Below are 15,054 nucleotides of genomic sequence, written 5' to 3'. Positions count from 1 at the left end.
ATACGCGATTACAATCGCGGAATAGCAATAATCTTTGTTAATCTCATTCCTAAGGCTAAAATATCTCTATCGCCTTTCACATCATACGTATTATTAGTCATTGAAATACTCGTTTCTGTATCCAACACCATTCTCTTCACGGCTGTACTCACTTCATAGGTTACGTACAAATCGTCTGTATCTAAAAACTTGGTTACAATTTTCAACACCCCGTGTTCTTCATTTACATTAAACGGTAATACCTTATTAATCGCTGGGTTAAACGATTCAGACACATACACCGTTAGCTCTTTAGGTAAGAAGCGTTGACCAACTGCCATTGCCTCTTTCGCTGTGTACACAATTCGCTCTGCCTTATACCCTACTAAATCAATAAAATCACCTGTTGCCACGCGGTCGTAATTCAACGTATCTATATTCGTTTGCAACTGCTCAGCGTCTATATAATTCTTTTTATAAGAGAAGTTTAACTTGCTGTTAGGTGCAATCGTTGACCCGACATACGCAAAGCCCTCATCCAAAATATCATTCCACTTATTCTCTAAAACATACGTAAGCCCCTCTCCTTTGTAAACCGCCTCGTAACCTGCAACATAAACACTACTACTGATAAAAGGCAAAGTGCCGTAAGTGGTAGTGAAAGACGGACTATTCTTAATCACTTCTTGCAAATGGGCGTTGTCTTCTTTTGATAGTTTAGCCCCGTATTCTTTTGCTAAATCAAGCATATGTAACGGATCTTTACTCACATATTTTACAAAGTCGTTAAAGATAGGATCACTCATAGACATTGTGTACGTCAAGGCACCTTCTTCAAACTTATCTACTTCTTGTTTCTCTTTATTTACTGATTCTGTCTGTGGTTCCCCCGTTGGTTCGTCTCCCTTTTTATCGTTCTTACAACTGGTAATTAGGAGTCCAACACCCAACAATAATAGCATACTTTTTTTCATAAACATCATTTTTTGTATGCCTAAAATACGAAAACTATATAACCCTTTCTAAGAATTGTATAACTAATAATTGGTTGAATTGTTCGTATTTTGTAATTACCTTAATACACATATTTATACTATAATGAAAAAACTATATAAAGTTAGCGGAATGAGCTGCAACGGTTGTAGAACCAAAGTAGAGAATACGCTAAACGAACTAAAAGACATTAATGCACAGGTTACGTTAGAAACGGAAGAGGCTGCTATTGAATCGAAAAGCGAGATTGACACCTTACACTTGCAAAAGGCATTGCTGAAAAAAGGGAACTATATCTTACAAGAAATTGTAACCCATACAGATGGTACACAAGAGGTACTCCCTCCGGTTGAAATTAGTGAGGAAGACCAGTATGTACAGGAGATTCCGCAGGGAATGGCAGACAAGGCAGGGAAGTATTTCTGTCCGATGTTATGTGAGGGTGATAAGGTTTATGACACCAATGTAGGTTGTCCGGTATGTGGGATGAACTTAGAACACATACCAGCTGCAAAGGTTGAAAAAACAGTGTATTACTGTCCGATGTTATGTGAAGGCGACAAGACCTATGACGAACCAGGGGATTGTCCTACTTGTGGTATGAACTTAGTTGAAAAGACGATTTCAGTTGAACCAGAAGATACCACGTATAAGGATATGTTGAAAAAACTGCGCATCTCCTTAGCTTTTACTATTCCTGTGTTTTTACTGGCAATGGGTGGTATGATTCCGGGTGACCCAATTGGCCAGGTAATCCCCCATCACATCAATAACTACTTACAACTGCTATTTACCATTCCGGTTGTCTATGTGTGTTGGATGTTTTTCCAACGAGCGTGGACATCGTTTAAAACGTGGAATCTAAATATGTTTAGTTTAATTGGATTAGGAGCTGCGGCGGGATTGGTATTCAGCGTAGTAGCGTTGTTCTTTCCAAACTTATTTCCTGAGGATTTCAAAGGAGAACACGGTATTCACTTGTATTTTGAGTCGGTAGCGGTTATTCTGACCTTGGTTTTAGTTGGACAAGTAATGGAGGCGAAAGCGCATAGTCGTACCAATACGGCAATTAAAGAGTTGTTGAAACTATCGCCTACTGATGCTACGTTGGTAACAGATAAGGGGGATGAAAAAATAGCGATTGACAAAATAGTCAAAGGCAACAAACTACGCGTTAAACCAGGAGAGAAAATTCCCGTTGACGGTGTAATTGTAGAAGGAGAAAGTAGCATTGATGAGTCAATGATTTCAGGAGAACCAATTCCTGTTCACAAGATAAAAGGTGCCCCTGTAGTAGCGGGAACAATCAACGGCAACAGCTCTTTTGTGATGTCGGCTGAGAAAGTAGGTAGCGAAACCTTGTTGGCACAAATCATTGAAATGGTAAACAACGCGAGTCGCTCACGTGCGCCAATTCAGAAGTTAGCAGATAAAGTGGCGAAATACTTTGTACCAACGGTGGTTTTGATTGCTGTGGTCACTTTCTTCTTGTGGAAAATATACGGTCCGGAACCTAAATTGGCTTTTGCTTTTGTGAATGCCTTAGCCGTGTTAATCATCGCTTGTCCGTGTGCTTTAGGATTGGCAACGCCTATGTCTATTATGGTTGGAATTGGAAAAGGGGCACAAAACGGTATCTTGATTAAGAACGCAGAGGCACTGGAAACAGCGAATACTATTGATGTGGTAATTACGGATAAAACGGGTACGCTGACAGAAGGGAAACCATCGGTTGAGAAAATCGTTAGTCTGACTGAGGCTTACACAGCTGAAGAGTTGCTATACTTGACCGCTTCGTTAAACCAGAATAGTGAGCACGCTTTGGCGACTTCGTTTGTTAATAAAGCAAAAGATGAAGGCGTACAGCTTATTCCTGTAAAAATGTTTACCAACAACACAGGTAAGGGTATTCAGGGAATTGTAGATAAAAAGCGTATTTCTCTTGGTAACAAAGCGTTAATGGTGAGCGTTCGCGCTGAGTTGTCTGATGTGTTAATACAACAAGTAGCAGTTGAGCAAAACCTTGGAAAGACAGTTTCGTATATCGCTGAAAACAACACCATTATAGGATATGCAGTGTTATATGACAAGATAAAAGAGAGCAGTAAACAAGCAGTGAAAGACTTGCAACAAAAGGGTATTGAGGTAATTATGATTACGGGAGATAACCCTAATACCGCTAAGGCTGTAGCTGATGAATTAGGCATTGTTCACTTCCTTGCTGAGGCGATGCCACAAGACAAGTTGAACGAGATTAAGAAGCTACAAGAACAAGGGCGTATCGTAGCAATGGCAGGTGATGGTATTAATGACGCTCCAGCATTGGCACAGGCAAATGTGGGGATTTCAATGGGTACGGGAACTGATGTGGCTATTGAAAGTGCGGAAGTTACGTTGCTAAAAGGCGACTTAGCTGGTATTCCAAAGGCGATTAACTTGAGCCACGGGGTAATGCGTAACATCAAACAGAACTTATTCTTTGCTTTTGTGTACAATAGCGTGGGAATACCAATTGCAGCAGGGATTTTATATCCTGTATTTGGTTTACTCCTATCGCCAATGATTGCGGCAGTAGCTATGAGTTTTAGTTCAGTTTCTGTTATTTCAAACTCGTTAAGACTGAAAAACCTGAAACTTTAGGGAGTTAAAACACTTACTTTAGGGTTGATAAATAAGCTTACCAAGACAACACCAGTTTAGGTGATTATAGTAGATAAAAAATAAAAGGTTGCAACGCTGTGTGTCGTTGCAACCTTTTTACATTTAAAAAACACAATATAAATAAAATCAAAAAAGAGCTCGATATACTCAAGCTCTTTTTCTCACCTTAAATCAAAAACTGCAAACACATTTTACAATTTTAATTTTTTACTTTTAAAAAAAGGCCACTCGATAGAATGGCCTTCTATACTGATACATCTTATATTAAATAAAACAAGTCCCCACTCCGTTTTTTTAAATTGTATTAAGATGCCCAGAGCAATATTTTTTCCTTATTACCTACGGCTAAGATACATATTAATTCCAAACTTTAACAATTAAAAATAAATAATTTTAAATAATTACCAAAAATTAATACATTACAACTAAAAAACAATATTTCATTATTCAATTTTCACAATACACATTGTTTTTTTAACAATTAGCACTTTATACAAACACTCTGTTAGTGAATATATTATTTAAATCATACAATTCCCCCTCAATGTATAGTTTTACTACTGATATACAACTACATAACGCTAACTTTATTCATTTATTGAGTTTACAATGACGCTTTGTAACATATATTTTAACAGCATATACCTCATTATCCGTTTTTTTAAACTAATTTGACCTCTTTACAAAACAATCGCCGAATATGAAAAAATCAATACCTGCTATCCCCGCTGCTATCTTATCTATGATGAGTGTACAAGGTGGTGCTTCTATTGCAAAATCACTATTTCCTATCTTAGGAGCAGCAGGTACAAGTTCACTCCGCATTGGTATATCGGCTATTATCTTGTTCTTTTACAACAGACCTAACTTAAAAAAGCTCACTGCTCTTGAATGGAAGATTAGTTTTATGTACGGAATGTGCTTAGCTTTTATGAACTTATTGTTTTACTTTGCAATTCAGCGTATTCCCATTGGATTAGGGGTTACCATCGAATTTATAGGTCCGCTTAGCTTGGCTATTTTCTCCTCTCGTAAAAAAATAGACTACGTATGGGCAATGATTGCAGCTGTTGGAATATTACTAATTGTTCCTTGGCAAAACAACTCTCTTGATTTTATAGGACTTTTACTTGCTTTTGCAGCCGGATTATTTTGGGCAGGGTATATTGTTGTTGGGGGAAAAGTAGCACAAAAAATGGATAGTAACACATCGGTTACTGTTGGTATGGGATTCGCAGCTTTATTTATTATTCCTTTTGCTTTAGTATCAGGTGATTTAATGGCATTAACTGGAAAGTTATTGTTGATTGGAACGGCTGTTGCGCTATTGTCAAGTGCTATTCCTTTTTCATTAGACATCATTGCTTTAAAGAAATTACCGTCAAAAACCTTTAGTATTTTAATGAGTTTACAACCTGCTTTTGGTGCTATTTCAGGATTATTATTCTTAGGTGAGATTCTGACATTTTTCCAATGGCTGTCAATTTTGTGTGTCATCTCTGCAAGTATTGGAACGACAATTTCTTCAAGAAAAGAAGTTCAATAAGGATTATTTGATGTATCGGGAAACGTGATACGATATATTGCATATTCTATTCAATATATTCATATAGTGAATTACATTGCGGTATCCGTAAGGGTACACCTCTTATTAATTAATAGCATTACAGTATTGTTTGTTTATAAATAAACAACAGGGGGCAAACACGTGGGTTTTCCCCTACGAGCGCGATATGTGATATACATTATGTCGTATGCCGTGCGGGCGAATAATAATTCGATTACTATGACAAAACCAATTAAAAATTAGAAATAATTATTGTTGTTTTTTGAGAATATTTTAATAAAACAAAGCATACAAATCCCTAAGGGTAACTTGTGGTTATCCTTGTTTTTATATTATATGTAAAATTAAATTATGCTATTAATCTAATTTCATAAGGTCTATTATTTTTTACACAAGCACAAATACGATGTATAAGTTTATTTCTAACATTGTTCAATACAAGCATTTTACTTTTACCTTCAGCTACTTTCTTATCATAATATTGTTTCATCTCAATATCATTTTTAGAACTAGATAGAGCACATAAATGCAATAGTTTTTTAAGCTTTTTATTTGCCATAAAATGAACCTTTGCTCTACCACGAACACTTTTACCTGATGTATATTCAAAAGGAACTACACCACAATAAGAGGCTAATTGTCTTGGGTTTTCATAGGTTGTACAAGCATTTGTAAAACAGATTAAAAACAAAGCCGTTACTCTTCCAACTCCAGGAACAGAAGTGATATGATTATATAATACCTGAAGTTCTTGATTCTCTTTAATTAAATCATCTATCTGATTTTCAATAGCTTTTAAAGCTACCTCTTCTGATCTTATGATTGCTTTAATATTCTTTGATAATACATTATAAACTTCTATATCATACACTTTCAATTCATTTGTTCTAACTTGTAAAGCCGTTTTATGAGATAAAATCATTTCTCGTTGCCCTAATAACCCTTGTATTTTATCTAAAACCTTATCCGATGCTTTAAATATTTTTGCATCTTCTTGATTTTTCTTGGCATAAAGAGCTATTCTCTCAGAATCAATTTTATCATTTTTTCCTCGTTGAATTCCACTACTACGAATAATACGATATGACATCTCAACCCAGACATAAAACGATTTATTTATCAAAATATCTAGTATTATCTTATTATAAATACCAGTATATTCCATACAAATTAGAGTAACATCCATAGAACATTTTTCTTGCCTTACCCATTTCAAAAACTGAGTAATTCCCTTTTTTGTATTACTAAATTGATTGTGTGAAGATTGTTTTGATTCACCTAAAATCGTTGCATCGAAATACTCTTTTGAAATATCTATTCCAATAAAATGCTTAAATTTGTTCATAATAAAAATTATTTATAACAACCACTTACTAAAGTATTATCTAAACCTTGATACTAGACCCGAACGTCTTAATTACTAATTTGATACTTCTTAGTATAACCAACAAAGTCCTAATCGAATTATAAGCCTTGATGCTTTGCCCCTACGATGGTACACTTTGTTGGTTTGGTTGTTTATTTATTCTACTTCTCTCGTATATATAAATTTATCATTTTTTTATTAAGCAAATCTAAAGGCCCCTACAAAAGTTGGGTTGTGACGATTTTGTTTGTAATGGTATTTCGTTTTTTATGCATTGGTTCAATTGTGATATTTCAGGGGATAAATGTCATTTCATCGAAATAATCACATCACATACATATTGATTGAATTGTAATATTTCAGGGGATATATGTCATTTCATCGAAATAATCACATCACATACATATTGATTGAATTGTAATATTTCAGGGGATAAATATCATTTCATCGAAATTATCACATCACATACATATTGATTGAATTGTAATATTTCAGAGGATAAATGTCATTTCATCGAAATAATCACGCCATATATATTGATTGAATTGTAATATTTCAGGGGGTAAATATCATTTCATCGAAATAATCACGCAATATATTGATTGAATTGTAATATTTCAGAGGATAAATGTCATTTCATCGAAATAATCACGCCATATATTGATTCAATTGTGATATTTCAGGGGATAAATGTCATTTCATCGAAATAATCACGCCATATATATTGATTGAATTGTAATATTTCAGGGGGTAAATATCATTTCATCGAAATAATCACATCACATACATATTGATTGAATTGTAATATTTCAGGGGATAAATATCATTTCATCGAAATAATCACATCACATACATATTGATTGAATTGTAATATTTCAGGGGGTAAATGTCATTTCATCGAAATAATCACATCACATACATATTGGTTACGTTGTGACGATTTTGTTTGTAATGATATTTCGGTTGAATTATGATATTCTTGTTTACGATGATCTAACAATGTTTTCACCCATTACTTTTTACTCTTCACTTCTTCTTTTTTCTCAAAAAATAGAGAAACAATCAATCCTACTGCAAGTACGCCTTGAATGACTAACCACCAAGTTCTATCGAGTGCGATCACGTAAAAAGGTTGGAATACTAAAATCAAGAAAACATAGGTAATCATCTCTATGACCTTCTTGTTGATATGGGAGTTATATGCTAAAATACCAAAAGCTACAATCACTATAAAACTCATCAGTTGATGGTAATCTTGTGAGGTTACAAGCATATTCAACACTAATAAAATAACTACTATAATTTTGATTGCTCTTTCCATAATAACTATCTTTAAGAATACTTCCTTTAAATATATACATTTTATTTCAATATTCATAGTTATTAATAAGATATCCTAAAAAAATAGCTCATCATTTGCATTATATTTAATATACACTTCCTACTATTATAAATACTGTTATACTTCTATTGTCCTTATTCAAATTTGCTTTTATTTGAAACAAAAAAAACTTACTTTAGCACTTAATTATTATCAATTTATATAACAACACAATGAAACAAGTAACATTAAATCACATACACGAAAGTTTAGGAGCGAAGATGGTTCCATTTGCAGGGTTTTCAATGCCTGTTCAATATGAAGGAGTAAATGCAGAACACGAAACAGTAAGAAATGGCGTGGGAGTATTTGACGTTTCTCACATGGGAATCTTCAAAATTTCAGGTCCTAACGCGTTGAGTTTAATTCAAAAAGTTACTTCTAATGACGCTTCTACTTTAGTTGACGGAAAAGCACAATACTGCTACTTTCCAAATGAAAAAGGTGGTGTAATTGATGATATCATTACGTATAGAGTAAACGAAGAAGAATACCTAATGGTAGTTAATGCTTCTAATATTGAGAAAGACTGGAACTGGGTTACAAGTCACAATGACGTAAACGCTACAGTTGAGAACTTATCTGATGGATACTCTATCTTAGCTATTCAAGGGCCTAAAGCTATTGAAGCAATGCAAAGCTTAACTGCTGTAAACCTTGCTGACATTAAATTTTACAACTTCGTAATTGACACATTTGCTGGCGTTCCTAACGTAGTTATTTCTGCTACAGGATACACTGGTTCAGGAGGTTTTGAAGTATATGTAAAAAACGAAGATATTGAAACTGTTTGGACTAAAGTATTTGAAGCTGGTGCTAACTGGGGAATCAAACCTATTGGATTAGCTGCTCGTGATACATTACGTCTTGAAATGGGATACTGCTTATATGGTAACGAACTAAACGATGAGATTTCTCCTTTAGAAGCTGGTTTAGGATGGGTAACTAAGTTTACAAAAGACTTCGTTAACTCTGAAAACTTAAAAGCAGAAAAAGAAGCAGGTATCAAAAACAGATTAGTTGGTTTTGAATTAATCGGTAAAGGTATTCCAAGACACGATTACGAAATCGTTGACGCTGAAGGAAACGTAATTGGTAAAGTAACTTCAGGTACACAATCTCCTTCATTAGGAAAAGGTATCGGAATGGGATATGTACCAGTAGCTCTTGCAGCAGAAGGAAGCGAAATCTTTATCCGTATTCGTAAGAATGACGTTGAAGCAAAAGTGGTAAAAACCCCTTTTTATAAAAAATAAACTAATTAAAACGGGAGCTTGAAAATAAGCTCCCGTTTTTTTTATGATATATTTGAATAATACTATATTTTTGCACTATTAAAATTAAGTAAGAATTATTATGGGAAGAGCGTTTGAATTTAGAAAAGGACGTAAGCTAAAACGTTGGTCTGCTATGGCAAAAACGTTTACAAGAATCGGTAAGGACATTGTAATGGCTGTAAAAGAAGGTGGACCTAACCCAGAAGCTAATGCTCGTCTTCGTGCTGTAATACAAAATGCTAAGGCAGCTAATATGCCTAAAGATAATGTTGAACGTGCTATTAAGCGTGCTACAGATAAAGATACTGAAAACTATAAAGAGGTAATTTTCGAAGGATATGGTCCTCACGGTATTGCTTTCTTAATCGAATGTGCTACTGACAACAACAATAGAACTGTTGCTAATATCAGAAGTTACTTCAACAAATGTAACGGTACATTAGGTACACAAGGATCGGTTGAGTTTATGTTTGACCACACTTGTAACTTTAGAATTCCTGCTGAAGAAGGTAGAGATTTAGAGGAGTTTGAATTAGAACTTATCGATTTCGGAATTGATGAAATCTTTGAAGATGAAGATGGTGTAATGATTTACGCACCTTTCGAAAGCTTTGGAGCTATCCAAAAAGAATTAGAAGGTAGAGGAATTGAAATCTTATCTTCTGGATTTGATAGAATTCCACAAGTAACAAAAGAACTTACAGAAGAAGAACAAGCTGATGTAGATAAATTGTTAGACAAAATTGAAGAAGATGACGACGTACAAAACGTATTTACTACGATGGCGTAATCACCGATTATAATATTTGAAAGAGCTTCCACTGGAGGCTCTTTTTTTATATCGATACCTCAACGATACTTGTTAGCTGTAAACATAGAATGAACGATTATAAACCACTCACTCTTTAATGGGGTCTATGGTTCCCCCTATTCTTTATAAACTCACAATGAACTATTGTTATTTACTTTTCAATGCAGTTCCCCTATTCAATCTAAAAGCTACTTCTACTAACAACAATCCCACAGCACAATCTATCTTTCATTCCTATTACACCTAAGCATCAAATACCTACCCCACAATTAGCTGTTCTCTTTAAAAAATAGATATATAACATTAAGTACTCAAATTTTGCTATTTTTGCACAAAAAACATTAAAGTATGAAATGGGAAGGTCGTAGAGAAAGTAAAAACGTCACAGATAGTAGAGGTAAATCTTCTGCTGGTAAAACTGCTTTAGGTGGTGGACTTGTGGGGATTATAGCTGTATTGCTATATATGTTTGGAGGAGAAACAGGCAAACAAATTGCACCTGTTTTAGAACAAATGAATACAGGTCAGCAAACCGAGCAAGTTGAAACAAGACAACTATCTCAAGAAGAACAACAAATGGGTAAAATGGTAGCAGTAATTTTTGCTGATACTGAAGATGCGTGGCACAAAATTTTCCAAGAAAACGGAATGCAATATCGCGAACCTAAAATGGAGTTATTTGATGATCAAGTAAACACTAAATGTGGTGGTGCTACTGCTGATGTTGGTCCTTTTTACTGTCCGGCTGACGAGACTGTATATATGGACTTGCGCTTTTTTGAAGAACTACACAACCGTTTTGGTGCTGAACGCGGTAACTTTGCTATTGCTTATGTAATTGCACACGAAGTAGGACACCACGTACAAACACTATTGGGTACAAATAGTAAAGTACACCAATTACAACAAGGTAAAAACAAAAAAGAAGCTAACAAACTTTCAGTTGGTTTAGAGTTACAAGCTGACTTCTACGCTGGGGTTTGGGCTAAATACAACCAAAAATACTTAGAGCCTAAAGATATTGATATCGCTTTAAGCGCAGCACAAGCTGTAGGAGATGATGCTATTCAGAAAAGAGTTACAGGACAAGTAAACCCTGACTCGTTTACACACGGTACTTCTCAACAAAGAAAAGAATGGTTTATGAAAGGGTTTAATACTGGAGATATTAAACAAGGAAATACTTTCGACCACCTGAGATAATAACAATTAATTACAAGGCCAAAACAAATGGCTTAGCTTATGGACAATACAAAACAACGACTTAAAGACATTGCTGAAAACGGTTTAAACCTACAAATGAACAACGTAATGTCTGAAGCCTTTGCTTATTATAAAAAAATAGTAATCCCGACATCGGCAGCTTTAATGCTTCTTACGTTTTTAGCTTCTATTGGTTTTTCATCTATCCTTTTAAAAATGTATGGAGAGGACACAGAGGCTGTATTAGAGCAATTACAAACATTCTCGCCTATGAACTTACCTTTAGATCAGATATATATCTACCTATTGGTTATGACGGGGCTTACTGCTTTTAGTTCAATCCTTATGGCTGGCTTTTTAGAAATGGCTGCAAATGCTTACAAAGGAAAAAGATCAAGCTTATTCTTAGCGTTTAAATACTTTGTAAACGTAAAAGGATTATATCTTTTATTCATACACTTTATAGTGTCTATTGTATTATCTACAATTGTTTTCTTCTTACAAATGGAAGGATTAGGTATGGTAGCAATGGCAATTAACTGGCTTGTAAACGCACTTATCGTGTTTGTTACCCCGTTAATTATCTTTGGTAATTTGTCACCTATTCAAGCTGTAAAAAACAGTGTAATGGTCGTTAATAAACAACCATTCACCATTATATTAATCTTATTGTTTAGCTACTTTGTGGTTGGAGCTGGATTATTCTTTTTCTTAGTAGGGGTTTTCTTTACAATTCCGTTCTTATTCAGTGTGTGTTTTGCACTGTACAGACAGGCGATTGGTTACTACCCTGAAGAAGATAAATTATCCTAACCACCCCTCTCTATCTAAACTACGATATTGTATTGCCTCAGCTATGTGCTGGGGCATTATTTTTTCACTGTGATCCAAGTCTGCTATTGTTCGCGATACTTTCAATATACGATCATACGCACGAGCAGATAAATTCAGTCTATCCATCGCGCTTTTCAACAGGCTTAACGAATCTGCTTCTAAGCCACAATACTTTCTTATTAAAGCCGTATTCATCTGTGCGTTGTAATGTACCCCTTTATGTGATTCAAAACGCTTAGACTGGATATTACGCGCTACTATTACCCTTGCTTTAATGTCTTTACTTGGCTCAGCCAATTGCTTGTCAGACAACTTTTCAAAAGGCACAGGATTTACTTCTATATGAATATCTATTCTATCTAACAAAGGACCAGATACCTTGTTGAGGTAACGTTGCATTTCAGCGTGAGACGATTTGATTGGTGCATCAGGATCGTTGAAATACCCACTTGGACTTGGATTCATACTTGCCACAAGCATAAAAGAGGACGGATACGTTATTGTAAACCTCGCCCTTGAAATGGTTACCTCCCTGTCTTCTAAAGGTTGTCGCATTACCTCTAATACATCTCGTTTAAATTCTGGCAACTCGTCTAAAAACAACACTCCATTATGTGCAAGAGATATTTCACCTGGTTGTGGATATCCCCCTCCGCCAACAAGAGATACGGACGAGGCCGTGTGGTGTGGACTTCTAAAAGGTCGGTTGCAGATTAATCCACTGTCTTTTGCCTTGCCTACTACACTGTGAATCTTGGTAGTTTCTAACGCCTCATCCAATGTCATTGAAGGCAATATACTCGGCAAGCGCTTTGCCAACATCGTCTTTCCAGATCCCGGTGGTCCAATTAATATAATGTTATGTCCACCTGCCGCTGCAATTTCCATTGCCCGTTTAATACTCTCCTGTCCCTTCACATCCTTAAAGTCAATAGCTAAATGGTTTTCCGAATCGTCGTTAAACATCGCTTTTAAATCTAACTTCACGGGTTCTAAATTTATCTTACCAGACAAAAAGCCAATCACCTCATCTATTTTACTAACACCATAAACATCTAACCCTTCTACAATAGCCGCTTCCCTTTCATTTCCCTTGGGAATTATAATTCCTTTAAACCCCTCTTCTTTTGCTTTAATCGCAATAGGTAAAGCACCATTGATACACTGCAAAGAACCATCTAACGACAATTCTCCCATTATCACATAATCCCCTAAAGTCTTTTGAAGAGTAATTTGACTTGACGAAACCAGTATACCAATAGCAATAACCAAGTCATAAGAAGACCCTTCCTTTCTCAAGTTGGCAGGGGCTAAATTGATAGTTATCTTTCTACCTGGCATACGATAACCGTTATTCTTTAACGCTGCCGCAATCCGATAGCTGCTTTCTTTAATTGCACTGTCTGGCAATCCTACAAGGTGATACCCCACTCCTTTGTCAATGTGTACCTCAACAGTTATTGTTGTTGCATCAATGCCGTAAACAGCACTACCAAAAACCTTTTCTAACATATTTCCTCTATTATTTAAGTGTCTCTTTTATCAAAAAGAAGGTTTTTAAAATAAATTAAAGAATAGTGTATCATTTTCATTTTGTAGAGCACATCCCCACAATGCAACACTTTCACAATCTTTGATTTATTTTATATTTCTTTTCTAAATACTTTGATTTATTTAAAAAACACCAAGTATTTAACTACATATCAGTACGTTACAAAAAATATACCGAATATTTCGAATATGTTTTCTCTTTTTTGGCATTAGTATTGAATAGTATTTCAATGTAGATTATTTCTCACCTTCAACAATTAACAGTATTTAAAATGATAACAAGTAAAAAAACAGTTTTAGTAGCAATCTCAGCTTTGATAATGATAGGTACATTGATAGGTATCAACAGCTGTAATATAGGTTCTTCTAAAACGATTGATCCGAAAGAAAATGCACTGGCTTTACCTATCATTCAAGTAGATACAACAACAGCAATTACAATTAAAGACTATATCGGAAATATAGAGGGTAAAGTAAACGTAGAGATTCGCCCTCAGGTAGAAGGTCTTTTAGAACAAATATTTATAGATGAAGGGGCTTTTGTAAAAGAAGGTCAACCTCTTTTTAAAGTGGATCCACAACCTTACCAAGAGGTTTTAAACAATATGGTAGCTACAGAGAATGTAGAAAAGGCTAAACTAAAAAATGCAAAGCTTGAAATAGACCGTTTAAAACCATTGATCGACAATGAGGTAATTGCTGAGGTACAATTGCAAACAGCAAAAGCTAATTACGAAATCGCAAGAGCTTCATTAGCAAAAGCAAGTGCAGCTGTAGCAAGTGCTAAGATTAACTTAGACTACACCGTAATCAAAGCTCCTGTAAGTGGATACATTGGCCGTATGCCTAAGCGTATTGGTAACTTAGTTTCTAAAAGTGATAAAGAACCGCTTACTGTACTTTCTGACGTAAGTGAAGTTTATGTGTACTTCGGAATGAGTGAGTCTGACTTTTTATACTTCAGCAAAGGGAATAAAAAAGCAGATACAACAGCAGCTGGACAGTACTTACCAGATGTAGCGCTGATTTTAGCTGACGGACACGAATATGCTGAAAAAGGAAAAGTAGATATGATTAACGGACAAGTTAACCGTACAACAGGTTCTATTTCTCTTAGAGCTTCATTTCCAAACTCTCAAGATGTGATGAGATCTGGTAACACAGGAACAATCAAATTAAAAGAAACAAATCCTCACGTAATCTTGATTCCACAAGAAGTTACTACTTCTATTCAAGACAAAACTTTTGTTTACATCTTAGACAACGAAGACAAAGTAAAATTACAATCAATCGTATTAAACGGGGTATCTGGAACAAACTATATTGTTTCTGAAGGATTAAAAATCGGAGACCGCGTGATTAAAACTGGTTTTGACAAATTAACTGAAGGAATGTATGTAAAACCTGTCAACTAATTTACTTGTCAAACAA

At 35.1% G+C, this 15,054-nt stretch carries 11 protein-coding genes; 7 read left to right on the top strand and 4 right to left on the bottom strand.

The genetic code is table 11. From position 1 onward, the window contains the following. Positions 1 to 8: 8 nt before the first annotated feature. Positions 9 to 953 carry a hypothetical protein gene (locus GQS07_RS08525; RefSeq protein WP_158210438.1) on the bottom strand — a complete coding sequence of 315 codons (945 nt, stop codon included), beginning with the start codon at positions 951 to 953 and terminating at the stop codon, positions 9 to 11. Positions 954 to 1,077: 124 nt separating this feature from the next. Between GQS07_RS08525 and GQS07_RS08520 the strand changes: the two genes are divergently transcribed. Together GQS07_RS08520 and GQS07_RS08515 are read left to right on the top strand one after the other, a co-directional pair. Next, positions 1,078 to 3,612, top strand: coding sequence for a heavy metal translocating P-type ATPase (locus tag GQS07_RS08520; protein ID WP_158210437.1), 2,535 nt, complete (start codon positions 1,078 to 1,080; stop codon positions 3,610 to 3,612). Between the two features lie 721 nt (positions 3,613 to 4,333). Then, positions 4,334 to 5,179, top strand: a complete 846-nt coding sequence (locus GQS07_RS08515) for an EamA family transporter (protein WP_158210436.1) — start codon at positions 4,334 to 4,336, stop codon at positions 5,177 to 5,179. Positions 5,180 to 5,549: 370 nt separating this feature from the next. Here GQS07_RS08515 and GQS07_RS08510 read toward each other — a convergent pair whose 3' ends face one another. Then, positions 5,550 to 6,545 carry an IS110 family transposase gene (locus tag GQS07_RS08510; protein ID WP_158210435.1) on the bottom strand — a complete coding sequence of 332 codons (996 nt, stop codon included), beginning with the start codon at positions 6,543 to 6,545 and terminating at the stop codon, positions 5,550 to 5,552. Positions 6,546 to 7,578: 1,033 nt separating this feature from the next. Further along, on the bottom strand, positions 7,579 to 7,887 hold the full coding sequence (locus GQS07_RS08505; protein ID WP_158210434.1) for a DUF6804 family protein: 309 nt from the start codon (positions 7,885 to 7,887) through the stop codon (positions 7,579 to 7,581). 233 nt (positions 7,888 to 8,120) lie between these two features. On the opposite strand from GQS07_RS08505, the gene gcvT reads away from it, so the two are divergent. The 4 genes from gcvT (at position 8,121) to GQS07_RS08485 (ending at position 12,051) form a co-directional block, all read left to right on the top strand. Continuing rightward, a complete protein-coding gene (gcvT, locus tag GQS07_RS08500; protein ID WP_158210433.1) occupies positions 8,121 to 9,203 on the top strand; it encodes a glycine cleavage system aminomethyltransferase GcvT in 1,083 nt (360 codons plus the stop codon). A 100-nt stretch (positions 9,204 to 9,303) separates the two neighbouring features. Further along, positions 9,304 to 10,014, top strand: coding sequence for a YebC/PmpR family DNA-binding transcriptional regulator (locus GQS07_RS08495; protein WP_090407234.1), 711 nt, complete (start codon positions 9,304 to 9,306; stop codon positions 10,012 to 10,014). Positions 10,015 to 10,383: 369 nt separating this feature from the next. After that, a complete protein-coding gene (locus tag GQS07_RS08490) occupies positions 10,384 to 11,238 on the top strand; it encodes a neutral zinc metallopeptidase (RefSeq protein ID WP_090407230.1) in 855 nt (284 codons plus the stop codon). Between the two features lie 39 nt (positions 11,239 to 11,277). Continuing rightward, complete coding sequence (locus GQS07_RS08485) at positions 11,278 to 12,051, top strand: hypothetical protein (RefSeq protein WP_158210432.1); 774 nt, start codon at positions 11,278 to 11,280, stop codon at positions 12,049 to 12,051. Here the strand turns inward: GQS07_RS08485 and GQS07_RS08480 are convergent. Then, a complete protein-coding gene (locus GQS07_RS08480) occupies positions 12,043 to 13,584 on the bottom strand; it encodes a YifB family Mg chelatase-like AAA ATPase (RefSeq protein ID WP_158210431.1) in 1,542 nt (513 codons plus the stop codon). The genes GQS07_RS08485 and GQS07_RS08480 overlap by 9 nt on opposite strands. A gap of 311 nt (positions 13,585 to 13,895) precedes the next feature. Between GQS07_RS08480 and GQS07_RS08475 the strand changes: the two genes are divergently transcribed. Next, positions 13,896 to 15,038 carry an efflux RND transporter periplasmic adaptor subunit gene (locus GQS07_RS08475; RefSeq protein WP_158210430.1) on the top strand — a complete coding sequence of 381 codons (1,143 nt, stop codon included), beginning with the start codon at positions 13,896 to 13,898 and terminating at the stop codon, positions 15,036 to 15,038. The last annotated feature ends 16 nt before the right edge of the window (positions 15,039 to 15,054 follow it).

This window comes from Myroides phaeus, from assembly GCF_009799805.1.
GTDB lineage: Bacteria > Bacteroidota > Bacteroidia > Flavobacteriales > Flavobacteriaceae > Flavobacterium > Flavobacterium phaeum_A.
The sequence above is the reverse complement of the archived record's forward strand: the minus strand, read 5'-3'. Positions and strand labels throughout refer to the sequence as shown.

What these genes read in the sequence shown, in the direction of transcription:
- GQS07_RS08525 (WP_158210438.1), bottom strand. Translation starts at nt 953, where the DNA reads ATGAAAAAAAGTATGCTATTATTGTTGGGTGTTGGACTCCTAATTACC.
- GQS07_RS08520 (WP_158210437.1), top strand. Translation starts at nt 1,078, where the DNA reads ATGAAAAAACTATATAAAGTTAGCGGAATGAGCTGCAACGGTTGTAGA.
- GQS07_RS08515 (WP_158210436.1), top strand. Translation starts at nt 4,334, where the DNA reads ATGAAAAAATCAATACCTGCTATCCCCGCTGCTATCTTATCTATGATG.
- GQS07_RS08510 (WP_158210435.1), bottom strand. Translation starts at nt 6,545, where the DNA reads ATGAACAAATTTAAGCATTTTATTGGAATAGATATTTCAAAAGAGTAT.
- GQS07_RS08505 (WP_158210434.1), bottom strand. Translation starts at nt 7,887, where the DNA reads ATGGAAAGAGCAATCAAAATTATAGTAGTTATTTTATTAGTGTTGAAT.
- gcvT (WP_158210433.1), top strand. Translation starts at nt 8,121, where the DNA reads ATGAAACAAGTAACATTAAATCACATACACGAAAGTTTAGGAGCGAAG.
- GQS07_RS08495 (WP_090407234.1), top strand. Translation starts at nt 9,304, where the DNA reads ATGGGAAGAGCGTTTGAATTTAGAAAAGGACGTAAGCTAAAACGTTGG.
- GQS07_RS08490 (WP_090407230.1), top strand. Translation starts at nt 10,384, where the DNA reads ATGAAATGGGAAGGTCGTAGAGAAAGTAAAAACGTCACAGATAGTAGA.
- GQS07_RS08485 (WP_158210432.1), top strand. Translation starts at nt 11,278, where the DNA reads ATGGACAATACAAAACAACGACTTAAAGACATTGCTGAAAACGGTTTA.
- GQS07_RS08480 (WP_158210431.1), bottom strand. Translation starts at nt 13,584, where the DNA reads ATGTTAGAAAAGGTTTTTGGTAGTGCTGTTTACGGCATTGATGCAACA.
- GQS07_RS08475 (WP_158210430.1), top strand. Translation starts at nt 13,896, where the DNA reads ATGATAACAAGTAAAAAAACAGTTTTAGTAGCAATCTCAGCTTTGATA.